We start from the raw sequence: 12523 nt of genomic DNA, 5'->3' as shown, positions 1-12523 counted from the left end.
CGGAAAGAGCCTGCCGGCTCATATGCAGCCCGAGAGCTTTTGTCGGCCACGGAACTCCCGTGGATATGAGTGATTCCGGCCCGGATGACGACGATGGCCGGCTGCGCTCGTGGCTGTTGCTCACCGCCAACCGCGCCGTCGTCGCCGCGCTGCTGACCGGCGGGCTGTTCGTCGTGCTCGTCGCCGTCGGCGCGGTCAACACGATCCCGTTGCGCACGCTGATCCGGCAGGGAACGCACGTCGAACGGCTGTTCCAGTCGTTCGTCATGTCGCTGGTCACTGGCATCACGCTCGTCGTCACGCTCAACCAGCTCGTCCTCTCGCGCGAACTCGGCCCGCTCGGCGAGCAACGCGACCGGATGGCCGGCGCGGTCGATTTCCGTCAGGACATCGAATCGTTCACCGGCTCGGTCGCACCGGCCGACCCCGCCTCGTTCATGCGGACGTTCATGCAATTGAGCGAGGATCGCGCGTCGTCGCTCGAAGCGGCGGTCGCCGACAACGAGGACGATGCCGTGCGCGAGAGCGTGACCGATCTCACCGAACGCATGGGCGAGCACGCGGCCACGATCGGTGATCGACTCTCCGACGCCGATTTCGGCGATTTCGACGTCATCGGCACCGTTTTGAACTACGATTACTCCTGGAACATCTACGCGACGCGGCGGGTCCGGTCGGCCTACGCCGACTCGCTCGACGAGACCGAACACGAGGCCTTCGAGGAGCTACTCGACGTGCTCTTCCTGTTCGGCCCGGCGCGCGAACACTTCAAGACGCTCTACTTCCGACGGGAGCTGGTCGACCTCTCGCGTGATATCCTGTACACCGGCGTGCCGGCCCTCGCAGTCTCGATCGCGGGATTGCTCTATTTGAACCCGAACTCGGTCATCGGCTCGACGCTCGGCATCGAGAACGTCGTCTTCGTCGTCAGCGCGGCCGCCGCGGTCGCGTCGGCCCCGTTTTTCGTGCTCGTCGCGTACATCGTCCGTCTCGGGACGATCGCCCAGCGAACGCTCGCCATCGGCCCGTTCGTCCTCCGCGATTCGCAGCGCTCGCTCGATCTCGAAATGGAGGACGACCGATGAGTGATCCCGGCGACCGCACACGCTCGACCCGCCGCCGCTTTCTCGCGCTCGTCGGCACGGGCGTTCCCGCCGCTCTCGCCGGCTGTACCGATCGGCCCGACACCGCCGACTACGAAGCCGGCCGAACGGTCGATCCGCCTGCGGCCAACGAATCGAACGCCAGCGCGGCATCTGCCGCCGCGGCGCGCGCCGAGCGTGTCGGCAGCGACTACGCCGTCCCGCTCGACGTGCTCGTCCTCCGAAGCCACGAACTCGACGTCAAGGACGACTACCGCGGCGTCGTGATCCAGGGCACCGTCGAGAACACCGGCCAGCAGCGCGTCGAACTGGTCGAGGTCCGCACGCGCGTCTACAACGACGACGGCGAGCAGCTCGGGCGATATCTCGACAGCACGCACGATCTCGCGGCCGGCGCGACCTGGAGCTTCGACGTCATCGTGCTCGAAAAACCGAGCGACGTCGGTTCGTACGAGATCGCCGTGCTCGGCTCGCTCGCCTGATCAGGGGACGATCTGTTCGCCGTCCTCGTGGATGGTGATGGCGTCGACGGGACAGACGCGGGCGGCGAACTTCGCGTCCAACTCGGCGTCCTCGGGCACTTCGCGGACGAATTTCGCGGGCTCTTCTTCCTCGCCATCGACCAGGATCGCCTTGCCGGCGTCCTCGTCGCGCTCGAACCCCTCCCACTCGGCGACGCACTGGAACATACCGATACAGGTCTCGCGATCGAATTCGACTCGCATGCGCTCGCTTCCCCCGGCGCGACCATATGGCTGACGGCTACTCCGACGGTTTAAACGGTGAGCGGCACACAGAAAGGGGTAATGCACGTCTCGGAGCTGTCGGCGGTCCCGGAGTGGCTGCCCGAGCATCTGGGTGGGGAGGGGATCGAGGAACTCTACCCGCCCCAGGCGGAGGCCGTCGAAGCGGGCGTTACCGAGGGCGAGAGTCTGGTCGCGAGCGTCCCCACGGCGTCGGGAAAGACCCTGATCGCCGAACTCGCCATGACCGCGAGCGTCACCCGCGGCGGCAAAGCGCTCTACATCGTCCCGCTGCGCGCGCTCGCCGGCGAGAAACGCGCCGAGTTCGAGACCTTCGAGCAGTACGGGCTCACCGTCGGTGTCTCCACCGGCAACTACGATTCGGACGGCGAGTGGCTCGCGACGTGTGACATCATCGTCGCGACCAGCGAGAAGGTCGACTCGCTCGTCCGCAACGACGCACCCTGGATCGACCAGCTTTCCTGTGTGGTCGCCGACGAGGTCCATCTCGTCGACGACGGCCATCGCGGTCCCACACTGGAGGTCACGCTCGCGAAACTCCGCCAGCGAAATCCCGGCCTGCAGACCGTCGCGCTCTCGGCGACAATCGGCAACCCCGAGATCCTCGCCGACTGGCTCGACGCCGAACTCGTCGACTCGACGTGGCGACCGATCGATCTCAAGAAGGGCGTCCACTTCGGCCAGGCGATCCACCTGGAAGACGGCGAACAGCACGAACTCGGGGTCAGGGACGGCGAGAAGCCGACTGCCGCCATCGTGCGCGACACGCTCGCCGACGAGGGATCGACGCTCGTGTTCGTCAACTCACGGCGCAACGCCGAGGCCGAAGCCCGCCGGCTTACGAGTACGGTCGAGGGGGAACTCACGGCCGACGAGCGCGACCGTCTCGCCGACATCGCCGCCGAGATCCGCGACGTGAGCGACACCGAGACGAGCGCCGATCTGGCGAACGCAGTGGAGGAGGGTGCAGCTTTCCATCATGCTGGTCTCGCCTCTGACCATCGCGAACTCGTCGAGGAGGCCTTTCGCGATCGCCTGCTGAAGGTGGTGTCGGCGACGCCGACGCTCGCTGCGGGCGTCAACACGCCGAGTCGCCGCGTCGTCGTCCGCGACTGGCGGCGCTACTCGGGCGAGGCCGGCGGGATGGAACCGCTCTCCGTTCTCGAAGTCCACCAGATGTGTGGCCGCGCAGGGCGGCCCGGCCTCGACCCCTACGGCGAGTCGTTGCTGCTCGCGAAGAGCCACGACGAACTCGACGAACTCTTCGATAGGTATATCTGGACCGAACCGGAACCCGTCCGCTCGAAACTCGCCGCCGAGCCCGCGCTCCGCACCCACCTGCTCGCGACCGTCGCCTCCGGATTTGCGGGGTCGCGCTCGGGGCTGCTCGAATTTCTCGATCGGACGCTCTACGCGACCCAGACCGACGAAGGCGGCCGTCTCGAACGGGTCACGGACTCGATGCTCGACTATCTCGTCGCCAACGACTTCCTCGAACGCGACGGCGACGATCTGACCGCGACCTCGCTCGGCCACACCGTCTCGCGGCTCTATCTCGACCCGATGAGCGCCGCCGAGATCGTCGACGGTCTCCAGAGCGCCGACGAGCGCCCGACCGCCCTCGGACTCTTCCACCTCGTGAGCCGCACGCCCGACATGTACGAGCTCTACTTGCGCTCGGGCGATCGCGAGGAGTACACCATGATCGCCCACGAGCACGAGACCGAATTCTTGGGCAGCGTGCCGAGCGAGTTCGAGGAGCGCTGGGACGACTGGCTCTCGGCGCTCAAGACCGCCAGCATGCTCGACGACTGGGCGAGCGAACTCGACGAGAATACGATCACCGATCGTTACGGCATTGGTCCAGGCGATCTGCGTGGGAAGGTCGACACCGCCGAGTGGCTGCTGTCGGCCGCCGAACGCCTCGCGGGCGAACTCGGCCTGGAGTGGGCACCCGCCGTCAGGGAGGCCAGAACGCGCGTCGCCCACGGTATCCGCACGGAACTCATTGATCTCGCGGGCGTGCGCGGCGTCGGTCGCAAGCGCGCCCGTCGGCTGTTCGAAACCGGGATCGAGGATCGCGCCGATCTCAGAAACGCCGAGAAATCGGTGGTGTTGGGAGCACTGCGTGGACGGACGAAGACCGCCGAGAACGTCCTGGAGAACGTCGGGCGGAGCGACCCCTCGATGGACGGCGTCGAACTGGCAGGGTCGGTCGCGGTCGTCGGCGACGAGTCGGACGAGAACGATCAGTCGAGCCTCGGTGAGTTCTGATGGTCGGTCCACGGAGGCGAATCTGATGAAACTCGTCGAAGGGCGGGTGACGATCGAGGACGTCGACGAATTCGTCGCCCGGCTCGGCGCGATCGGTGACGAACACGACTGTACGGTACAGGCGTTCGACGCGCGCTATATCGTTTCACGAACCCATCTCGAACGCGCACTCGCACTCGCTGATCGAGCGCGCGAGCGCGGCGAGGCGATCGCACGCGAGCGCGCGGTCGAGATCCTCCTCTACGCCGCCGGTCGCCGTCAGATACAGCAAGCACTCGAACTCGGGGTGGGTGAGGGCGACCAGCCGGTCGTCGTGCTCGTCGCGGCCGAGGAGGGTGGCGACGAGCATGCGGCAGCGGACGAGATCGAACCACTGCTCGACGCCGAGGACACTCTCAGCGATTTCGACGCCGCGCGCGTCCGCGAGTTCTTCGAGATCGGCGAGCGGGAACTCGCGGCCACGGACGCAGGGATCGAACCCCTGGTCCGCGAGCGGGTCGCGCTGCTCGACGTCGAGAAGTGATCGTCACGGATTGTGGGGCAGTCACCTCGGTCTCCCCGTACCAACATGGAAACCGTGCTGGACGCCGAAACGACCTTCTCAGTGTACAGAGACGTCGGAAACGACGTTGAGCAGATAGACGCCGCCGATGATGAGTGCGATCCCGATCGCCCCAGCCGGATCGATCCGTTGGTCGAGGAACACCGTTCCGATGACCGTGATGAGGACGATCGCGACCGCCGACCAGGTCGCGTACACCGGTCCGATGGGCAGCTGATCCAGGATCAGACTGAGGAGGTAGAACGACGTCAGATAGCCGGCGATCAGCACGCCGGTCGGGAGGAGGTTCGAGAACCCGTCGGCGTATTGCAGAGCGGTCGTTCCGACGACCTCGGAGACGATCGCTGCGGCGAGTAGTACGTAGGGATTCATCAGTATATCTGAAGCTACCGTCTGTATAGTTCGATCGAAAAGCAGTGAGAGCAATCGGTGCAACCCTTTTCAAAATGATCCCGTTCCTCCGCGGCGTGACCCGATAGTGTATCATGTGGGGGTATATCGTGATTGGTGCGAACGCTCATACCTTCGCTCGCCCGAGAGGTGGGTATGAACGAGGGGCTGGTCGGCGTGGAGTCGAAGCGAATCGGGATCGACGTCGGTGACGAATCAATCGGAATTCGATATCTCGCGGCCGGCGAGGGGGAGTGTGTGATCTTGCTCCACGGCATCGGCCTCGACGCGGCGAGCGTCTCGTGGAAACACACGCTCCCGGCACTCGCCGAGGACCACCGCGTGATCGCGCCCGATTTCCCGGGTCACGGCGAGAGCGACGAGGCCAGCGAGTACACGATGGAGTCCTATCGCGCCGTGCTCGCCGGGCTGTTCGACGCGCTCGATATCGAGCGCGCGAGCCTCGTCGGGATCTCGATGGGTGGAGCGGTCGCGCTCGGGCACGCACTCGATCACCAGGAACGGGTCGAGCGGCTCGTCCTCGCCGATAGCTATGGGCTGGGCCGCGACGCGGCGTGGCGACCCGGCGGGGCGGCGCTGCTCAACACGCCGGGGATCGACGGCTGGCTGGGCGCTGGACTGGCCACTCCGGGGCTGATCGCGGGCAGCCTCGCCGGGGTGACGGTCAGTCCCTCGCCGGAGTTCGTCGCCGACGTCGAGCGGGCGGTCGAGCCATCGGCAGCCAGCGCGCTCGCGGCGTGGCAACGCGACGAGTTCCGTGCCTGTGGCCTACGAACGTGTTATCTCGATCGCCTCGACGAACTGGACGTGCCGACGCTGTTGATTCACGGCCGCGAAGATCCGATCTTCCCGATCGCGTGGTCCGAGCGGGCCGCCGACCGGATCCCGGACGGCGAGTTCGTCCCGTTCGAGCGGTGTGGCCACTGGCCGCCGCGGGAACGATCCGAGAAGTTCGATCGCGTCGTCGGCGATTTCCTCAGGGCTCGTCGAGCATGACGACCGCCTCGCCGTCGATGGCCGTCTCGTCGCCGCTCGTCACCGTCGTGCGGAGTCGGTAGCGGCTCTCGCCGAGGTCCTCGACGATCTCGCACTCGGCAGTCACGCGATCGCCGATCGCGACCGGGTTGTGGAACTCCTCGTCCTGAGAGAGATAGATGACGAGCCCGGGCAGGCGTGCGAGCGCGGCGCTAATGAGGCCCGAAACGAGCGTGCCGTGGGCGATGCGTTCGCCGAACATCGTGCTTTCGGCGTACTCCTCGTCGAGGTGGAGCGGGTTCGTGTCGCCGCTGGCCGCGGCGAACGCGCGCACGTCGTCGTCGGTGAGCCGTTTCGAGAACGCGACCTTGTCGCCGACCGCGAGCGCGTCACGGCGCTCCTCGGTGAGTTCGACGGTCCATTCCGGTCGCTCCTCGCCCGCGTCGACCTCCCGGTCGGTATCGACGCCGAAGGCGGCGAGCGTGGCGCGGTTGGCCGCGAGAACGCTGTCGAGGAAGTACGTGGAGTTGCGAACCCACGCATCGGTCAGCGTGGAGGGGCTCGATTCTGAACTCATGGGACTGTCCGGGCTACGGGATCGACGTACATAAGCGATTCCGACTCCCATGCAGGTGTTTTTTGTGCGGTTCGGGCGTCGGATCGGCGGATTTCGACCGAATCGCTCGTGAAGATGGATTTCGTCCGCCGACTCTTGAACCTCTCTTTGCCACTTGATGGTCTTCAATGGTAATCAGCGCAATGCTTATCCATTCAGAGGGTGTACGTGAGAGCGAGCGATGACCGACGAAGACGACGCGATGTGGCCGCCGGCGTTGTGGGCACAGCAGTTCCAAGAGGCAAGCGAGCAGGCCGTCGAGCAGCAGACGGAGTTCGCCAAACAGCTGATGAACGCCGGCGGATCGGGGCCGAGTAGTCTGTCGGAGATCGCCGCCACGAGCATGGGGACGGCGACGTTCAAGACGCGCGTCCAGAGCGGCGGGCGCATCTCGATCCCCGACGCCGAGCGCGAGGCGCTCGACATCGAGGAGGGGGACATCGTCCAGACGGTCGTCGTCCCGGTCAAGCGAAACAGGGAGGACTCATGAACCAGTACACCACACCGATCGAAGCGACGTTCGCGATGCAGCGCACAGTTCTAGAGCAGAGCCAGCACGCCGTCGAGCAAGGGTTCGATCTCCAGCGAAACGCCAGCGAGATGCTGCTTTCGAGCATCGAGAGCCAGGAGACGCTCCAGCGCCAGGCCGTCGAAGCCGCCGAAACCACCGCCGAGAGCTACTTCGAGGCGATGGAGACCGCCACGCCCGCCGGCACGAACGTCCGTGCGTTCCGCGAGAACGCCGACGAGGGGTTCGACCGGCTGAAGGAGCTCCACGCCGAGAGCTTCGACCAGCTCGAAGCGTCCGTTGAGGAGGCCCTCGACGGCCACGACGAACTCACCGAGGAGTCGATCGCGGCGATTGACGAGGGAGTCGACGAACTGTTCGCGGCACACGAACAGCTCCAGGAGGGGACAGTCGAGCTGGTCGAGCAGGCCGCGACGCGCAACGAGGAGTTCGCCGAGCGCTTCGGCAGCCAGCTCGACGAGCAGGTCGAGCGCATGGCCGACATCCAGGAGCAGTTCGAGGCGCAGTCCGACCGCCAGCTGGAGCAGGCCTCGGAGTTTCAGGAGCAACTCCAGTCACAGGTCGAGCAGTTCCAGGAACAGCTCGAAGCGCAGGCCGAGCAGTTCGAGACGCAGGTCTCGGCCTGAGCGGACATAGATTTTTCAGACAACCACACCAATGAGCAGTATGAGCGACACCGATCCCGAAGAGGTTCAGGAGCGCTGGACGACGATGATGAACGACATGAACGACGCGGTCGCCGAGTCGTTCGAGCAGAACATGGAGGCCCAGGCCGCGTTCATGGAGTCGTGGATGGGCGCGTTCGAGGATTCCACACCCGATCCCGACACCGTCGAGGATGGGATGGCGGGCTACGGCCGTGCCTACGAGGTCTGGCTGGAGGCCGCCGAGCGGATGAACTCGCGCATCGCCGACGCCGCCGAGGGCGAGGACGTCGCGGTGAGCGAGTTCCGCGACATCTGGCTCCAGAGCGCCAACGAGGCGTTCTCGGAGGTGATGGGCACGACGGCCTTCGCCGCCGGCACGGGTGAACTGGTCGGCGACATGCTGGAGCTCCAGCAGGAAGTCGACGAGATGAGTCAGGACACCCTCGAGAGCCTTGGCTTCGCCACCCGCGACGACGTCGACGAGGTGGCCGAGCGGCTGATCGAACTCGAACGCCGCCAGCACGAGGTCTCGCAGAAACTCGACCGGCTCCTGGAGGAGTAGATGAGTGAGCGCCCCTCGGCCTTCGATCCGTTCTCGCTGAGCCTCGACGCCCAGCGCCAGAGCTTCGAAGCCGCCGCCGACGCGATCGAGAAGACCGAGATCGCCCCCGAACAGCTCGCTCAGATGGCCTCCGTCGAGGTCGGCCAGACCGACAGCGAGGTCGTCTATACGGAGAACAAGCTCGAACTGCTGCACTACGAGCCGCGGACGGACGAACAGCACGACGTACCGATCCTGGTCATCTACGCGCTGATCAACAAGCCGTTCATCCTCGATCTCCAGCCCGACCGGTCGGTGATCCGGCGGCTGCTGGAGGCGGGCTTCGACGTCTACATGATCGACTGGAACGAGCCCTCGCGGCTCGACCAACATCTCACGCTTGAGGACTACGTGACCCGGTACATCGACAACTGTGTCGACGAGGTGCGCGAGCAGTCGGGCCAGGACGCGATCAACGTTCTGGGCTACTGCATGGGTGGAACGATGTCGGCGATGTACGCCGCGCTCAACCCCGAGAAAGTCCGAAATCTCGGGCTGATGGCTGCGGGGCTCTGCTTCGACGACACGGGCGGTGTGCTCGAACTCTGGGGCGACGACCAGTACTTCGATCCCGACGAACTCAAAGACGCCTACGGCAACGCGCCCGCGGAGATGCTCGACGTGGGTTTCGCGCTGATGGATCCCGTCTCCAACTACGTCTCGAAGTACGTCCGCCTCTACGACAACCTCGAAAACGACGACTTCATCGAGAACTTCGGGCGCATGGAGCGCTGGCTCTCGGAGGGGATCGACGTCGCCGGCGACACGTTCGCCCAGTTCGTCACGGACATCTACCAGGAGAACAAGCTCTACAACAACGAGCTCTCCCTGGGTGATCAGCACGTAGACATCGAGAACATCGACATGCCCGTGCTCCAGATCACGGGCGAGTACGACCACTTGATCCCCTCGGAGACGAGCATCCCGTTCAACGAGGTCATCGGGAGCGAGGACACCGAGGTCATCGAATATTCGACGGGCCACATCGGCCTCTCGGTCTCGGGGAGCTCCCACGAGAACGTCTGGCCCGCGGTCTGCGAGTGGTACGAGGAGCGGTCGCAGCTCGACGACGCCGAAGAAATCGAGATTCAGGACGCGAGCGACGCGGCCGACGAGGCGGTCGACACGCAGGAGCCGACCAGTACCCACGACGACACCGACGAAACGACCGGCGGCTCCGAGAGCGCCGACGACATCGAGAGCGTCTCGGGCATCGGGGCGACCTACGCCGACCGACTGCGCGAGGCGGGGATCGAGACGACCGCCGATCTGGCGGCCGCCGACGCCGGGACGGTGGCCGACGCCGCCGAGATCCCCGAGAGCCGTGCCGAGGAGTGGCTCTCGCAGCTCTCCGAGTAGCCCCCAAACGTATAAGAATATTTTCATAATATAGACAACTATAAACGCGTCCGTATCGTCGGGGAGTGTACTGCCCTGCCGTGCGGGGGTGGGGGTGAGTTATCATGAAAGTCGGCGTAGAATGCGAATACTGGGTAGTCGACGAAACGGGCGCGCTCCATGACGGGCGCGAACTGGTCACGGCACACGAGTGCGTCGAACCCGAGTTCGTCGCCGCGATGATCGAGGTCAAGACGCCGCCGGTCGCGAGCGAGCGCGAACTCCGCGAGACGCTGCAGTCGACGCTCCGGACGGTGCTCGCCGCGGCCGACACGGCGGGGTTACGCCTCGTCCCACTCGGAACGCCGCTCGCCGAGGGTACCTCGCCGATCGTGAGCGATCGCGGGCGACTCCTCGAACGGATCTACGGCGACGGACTGACGCCCGCGACGCAGTGTGCTGGAACGCATATCCACTTCGATGCCGGCAACGTCGCGCGCCAGGTGAACCTCCTCACGGCGCTCGATCCCGCGCTCGCGCTCGTGAGCTCGTCGCCGTACTACGTCGGCGAGGGCGGCCTGTCGGCCTCGCGCCCGCACGCCTATCGGACGCTGTGTGGCCCGGAGTTCGTCCGGTTTCGCGATCTCTGGGAGTACACGAGCGACGCCGGCGCGTGGGACGAGCATCTCGACGCCGCCTACGAGTCGTTCCGTGCGATCGCGCTCGATCGCGGCGTCACGGCCCGTGAGTTCGCGACCCACTTCGGGTCCGACGACGTCATCGCGTCGCCGATCCGGGTGCGACGGGACTTCCCGACCGTCGAGTGGCGGACGCCCGACACGGCGCTGCCCTCGCAGATCGCCACACTGACCGGCGATGTCGCGCGGCTCGTGGCCCAAACTAGGACGAAGACGGTCGAGATCGGGGAGCCGGGAGTCGGCCCGCACCGTATCCGCGTGCCGCCGTTCGAGGAGCTCGCGCGGCTCACCGCGGCGGCGATGGAGGACGGGCTCGCCTCGCGGGCGGTGTGGTCGTATCTCGAACGGCTGTCGATCGATCCGCGGAACTACCGCCCGATCGCGGCGGAGATCGGCAGTCGCACGCGCATCTCGAAGCCGGACGCGAGGCGGCTCCGGCTCGAATACGCTGACCGACTCGAGGAGGACGTGCGGACGCTCCTGGATGGGGTGAGTGCATGCCAACACCCCTTCTCGGACGCGAGGGGTGTCTCGGGGGCCATCGCGACCGGAACGGTTCACGGTGAGTTCCGGGATCTCCTGTAACGATCGCGACCCGTCCGCGTCGCCCGCTCTCGGTCCGTTGCAGCGGTCGAAGCCATCGAATCACAACGTACAATAGTCGAGAGTCCCAATGGCTTTTACAGAATGCAGCGGCCCCGGATCGCGCTTCTCAACGCCTCACAGGAGCCCTCCACCCTCCGGAACTTCCGCCGGGAACTCGACGCCGATCTCGTCGAGTTCGCCGTCCGCGAGGAGCTCCCCGAAACGTTCGCCTTCGACGCCGCGGTCGTCACCGGTTCGCGCGCGTCGGTCTACTGGGACGAGCCGTGGATTGACGCGTTGGTCGAGTGGGTCGAGGAGGCCACCGACCGCGAACTGCCACTTCTCGGCGTCTGTTTCGGCCACCAGGTGCTCGCCGAGGCGCTCGGCGGAACGGTCGAGGACATGGGCGAGTACGAGATCGGCTATCGCGAGGTCGAGGGCGACGGGCTGCTGTTCGACGACACAGTGACGGCCTTCACGACCCACTCCGATGCCGTGACCGAGCTCCCGCCCGGCGCAGAGCGGACCGCCGAGAACGACTACGGGGTCCACGGCTTCCGCGCCGGGAACGCCTTCGGCGTGCAGTTCCACCCCGAGTACGACATGGAGACCGCACGGACCGTCACGCTGGGCAAGGAACTCCCCGACGAACGCATCGAGCGCGTTCTCGACGGCATCACCGAGGCGAACTACGCGGCGGCCTGCGAGGCGAAGTCGCTGTTCGAGAACTTCACCGACTACGTTCGCGGGGTCGACCGACCCGAGAGTCGCGTCGCGTAACGGATCGTTACTGATCGGCGCGCTCGAACAGATGGGTCGTCTCGACCTCCGCCGCGATCTCACCGAGCAGCGCCGTCGCGTCGGAGTACTGGAGGATTTTCCCCATGTCGCCTTCGACCTCCAGATCGCCGCTCATCGTCGCCGGGATCGGCTCGCGATCGCCGTCGACGAGCGCCGACCAGGTTTCGTGCGTGCCGCGCAGCCTGAATCCGACGTCGCGCTCGGCGGGATCCTCGACGACCGCGACCTTCTCGCAGCCGCCGTCCTTCAGCCCGATGAACGCGTAGACGGTGCCGTCGACGATGTGCTCGTCGAGCTGTCGCAGGAGATCGCGGCTCTTCTCCGGGAGTTCGGCCCTGACCTCCTCGTCGATCAGCTCGTTCGCCGCATCGAGCGGGATGTCTGCGAGCTGGTCGCGCAACTCGTCCGGGAGGCCCGCCATCGCTTCGTCGGGGAGGTCGCCGAGCGTCGTCTCCGAGACAGGGATGTCGGTGATGACGAAGTAGATGTCACCGTTGAAATCGACGCCCCAGCCGGCACCCGCCTCGTCGAGCGCCTCGCTGTCGTCGAGCCGATCCTTGTACGCCGCCAGCCACTGCTCGGTCGGATAGAGCGCCATTCGTTTCGTCGGAGCACGGAG

General features: G+C 66.0%; 15 protein-coding genes. 11 read left to right on the top strand and 4 right to left on the bottom strand.

All coding sequences use genetic code 11. The annotated features are described in order from the left end of the window. The first annotated feature begins 65 nt into the window (after nt 1–65). Nucleotides 66–1085 (top strand): DUF7972 family membrane protein, encoded by a 1020-nt coding sequence (locus NO363_RS11515; RefSeq protein ID WP_256685239.1) that lies wholly within the window; start codon nt 66–68, stop codon nt 1083–1085. Continuing rightward, nucleotides 1082–1585, top strand: a complete 504-nt coding sequence (locus NO363_RS11510; protein WP_256685237.1) for an FxLYD domain-containing protein — start codon at nt 1082–1084, stop codon at nt 1583–1585. The genes NO363_RS11515 and NO363_RS11510 overlap by 4 nt, the downstream gene beginning before the upstream one ends. On the opposite strand, the gene NO363_RS11505 is transcribed toward NO363_RS11510, so the two are convergent. Further along, a complete protein-coding gene (locus tag NO363_RS11505) occupies nt 1586–1828 on the bottom strand; it encodes a ferredoxin (protein ID WP_256685236.1) in 243 nt (80 codons plus the stop codon). An 81-nt stretch (nt 1829–1909) separates the two neighbouring features. On the opposite strand from NO363_RS11505, the gene NO363_RS11500 reads away from it, so the two are divergent. Continuing rightward, nucleotides 1910–4141, top strand: a complete 2232-nt coding sequence (locus tag NO363_RS11500) for an ATP-dependent DNA helicase (protein ID WP_256685234.1) — start codon at nt 1910–1912, stop codon at nt 4139–4141. Nucleotides 4142–4166: 25 nt separating this feature from the next. Continuing rightward, entirely contained in the window at nt 4167–4664 is a 498-nt protein-coding gene (cgi121, locus tag NO363_RS11495; RefSeq protein WP_256685232.1) for a KEOPS complex subunit Cgi121, read from the top strand. 78 nt (nt 4665–4742) lie between these two features. On the opposite strand, the gene NO363_RS11490 is transcribed toward cgi121, so the two are convergent. Further along, nucleotides 4743–5075 carry a DMT family transporter gene (locus NO363_RS11490; RefSeq protein ID WP_256685230.1) on the bottom strand — a complete coding sequence of 111 codons (333 nt, stop codon included), beginning with the start codon at nt 5073–5075 and terminating at the stop codon, nt 4743–4745. Between the two features lie 174 nt (nt 5076–5249). On the opposite strand from NO363_RS11490, the gene NO363_RS11485 reads away from it, so the two are divergent. After that, the gene (locus tag NO363_RS11485) at nt 5250–6110 is read left to right on the top strand and encodes an alpha/beta fold hydrolase (protein WP_256685228.1); all 861 of its coding nucleotides are present in this window, start codon (nt 5250–5252) and stop codon (nt 6108–6110) included. On the opposite strand, the gene NO363_RS11480 is transcribed toward NO363_RS11485, so the two are convergent. Further along, entirely contained in the window at nt 6091–6666 is a 576-nt protein-coding gene (locus NO363_RS11480; RefSeq protein ID WP_256685226.1) for a MaoC family dehydratase, read from the bottom strand. The two genes, NO363_RS11485 and NO363_RS11480, sit on opposite strands and share 20 nt — an antisense overlap. A gap of 220 nt (nt 6667–6886) precedes the next feature. Here NO363_RS11480 and NO363_RS11475 point away from each other — a divergent pair, with 220 nt between their 5' ends. From NO363_RS11475 to NO363_RS11450, 6 genes are all read left to right on the top strand, one after another. Next, nucleotides 6887–7195: an AbrB/MazE/SpoVT family DNA-binding domain-containing protein gene (locus NO363_RS11475; protein ID WP_256685224.1), complete on the top strand. Its 309-nt coding sequence runs from the start codon at nt 6887–6889 to the stop codon at nt 7193–7195. Beyond that, on the top strand, nt 7192–7860 hold the full coding sequence (locus NO363_RS11470) for a hypothetical protein (protein WP_256685222.1): 669 nt from the start codon (nt 7192–7194) through the stop codon (nt 7858–7860). Before NO363_RS11475 ends, NO363_RS11470 begins: the two co-directional genes overlap by 4 nt. Nucleotides 7861–7900: 40 nt before the next feature. After that, nucleotides 7901–8443, top strand: coding sequence for a poly(R)-hydroxyalkanoic acid synthase subunit PhaE (locus NO363_RS11465; RefSeq protein ID WP_256685221.1), 543 nt, complete (start codon nt 7901–7903; stop codon nt 8441–8443). Then, nucleotides 8444–9841 carry a class III poly(R)-hydroxyalkanoic acid synthase subunit PhaC gene (gene phaC, locus NO363_RS11460; RefSeq protein WP_256685219.1) on the top strand — a complete coding sequence of 466 codons (1398 nt, stop codon included), beginning with the start codon at nt 8444–8446 and terminating at the stop codon, nt 9839–9841. Between the two features lie 104 nt (nt 9842–9945). Next, nucleotides 9946–11103 (top strand): glutamate-cysteine ligase family protein, encoded by a 1158-nt coding sequence (locus tag NO363_RS11455; protein WP_256685217.1) that lies wholly within the window; start codon nt 9946–9948, stop codon nt 11101–11103. 102 nt (nt 11104–11205) lie between these two features. Beyond that, the gene (locus tag NO363_RS11450) at nt 11206–11883 is read left to right on the top strand and encodes a type 1 glutamine amidotransferase (protein ID WP_256685215.1); all 678 of its coding nucleotides are present in this window, start codon (nt 11206–11208) and stop codon (nt 11881–11883) included. Nucleotides 11884–11890: 7 nt separating this feature from the next. Here the strand turns inward: NO363_RS11450 and NO363_RS11445 are convergent, their stop codons facing one another. Then, nucleotides 11891–12502 (bottom strand): SCP2 sterol-binding domain-containing protein, encoded by a 612-nt coding sequence (locus tag NO363_RS11445; protein ID WP_256685213.1) that lies wholly within the window; start codon nt 12500–12502, stop codon nt 11891–11893. Between the last annotated feature and the right edge of the window lie 21 nt (nt 12503–12523).

The sequence above is a fragment of the Halococcus qingdaonensis genome (assembly GCF_024508235.1).
GTDB lineage: Archaea > Halobacteriota > Halobacteria > Halobacteriales > Halococcaceae > Halococcus > Halococcus qingdaonensis.
This window is presented reverse-complemented; position numbering and strand designations above follow the sequence as displayed.

Coding starts and splice junctions, on each gene's coding strand:
- cgi121 (WP_256685232.1), top strand. CDS start 4,167: ATGAAACTCGTCGAAGGGCGGGTGACGATCGAGGACGTCGACGAATTC.
- NO363_RS11515 (WP_256685239.1), top strand. CDS start 66: ATGAGTGATTCCGGCCCGGATGACGACGATGGCCGGCTGCGCTCGTGG.
- NO363_RS11465 (WP_256685221.1), top strand. CDS start 7,901: ATGAGCGACACCGATCCCGAAGAGGTTCAGGAGCGCTGGACGACGATG.
- NO363_RS11450 (WP_256685215.1), top strand. CDS start 11,206: ATGCAGCGGCCCCGGATCGCGCTTCTCAACGCCTCACAGGAGCCCTCC.
- phaC (WP_256685219.1), top strand. CDS start 8,444: ATGAGTGAGCGCCCCTCGGCCTTCGATCCGTTCTCGCTGAGCCTCGAC.
- NO363_RS11445 (WP_256685213.1), bottom strand. CDS start 12,502: ATGGCGCTCTATCCGACCGAGCAGTGGCTGGCGGCGTACAAGGATCGG.
- NO363_RS11510 (WP_256685237.1), top strand. CDS start 1,082: ATGAGTGATCCCGGCGACCGCACACGCTCGACCCGCCGCCGCTTTCTC.
- NO363_RS11505 (WP_256685236.1), bottom strand. CDS start 1,828: ATGCGAGTCGAATTCGATCGCGAGACCTGTATCGGTATGTTCCAGTGC.
- NO363_RS11500 (WP_256685234.1), top strand. CDS start 1,910: ATGCACGTCTCGGAGCTGTCGGCGGTCCCGGAGTGGCTGCCCGAGCAT.
- NO363_RS11480 (WP_256685226.1), bottom strand. CDS start 6,666: ATGAGTTCAGAATCGAGCCCCTCCACGCTGACCGATGCGTGGGTTCGC.
- NO363_RS11455 (WP_256685217.1), top strand. CDS start 9,946: ATGAAAGTCGGCGTAGAATGCGAATACTGGGTAGTCGACGAAACGGGC.
- NO363_RS11490 (WP_256685230.1), bottom strand. CDS start 5,075: ATGAATCCCTACGTACTACTCGCCGCAGCGATCGTCTCCGAGGTCGTC.
- NO363_RS11470 (WP_256685222.1), top strand. CDS start 7,192: ATGAACCAGTACACCACACCGATCGAAGCGACGTTCGCGATGCAGCGC.
- NO363_RS11485 (WP_256685228.1), top strand. CDS start 5,250: ATGAACGAGGGGCTGGTCGGCGTGGAGTCGAAGCGAATCGGGATCGAC.
- NO363_RS11475 (WP_256685224.1), top strand. CDS start 6,887: ATGACCGACGAAGACGACGCGATGTGGCCGCCGGCGTTGTGGGCACAG.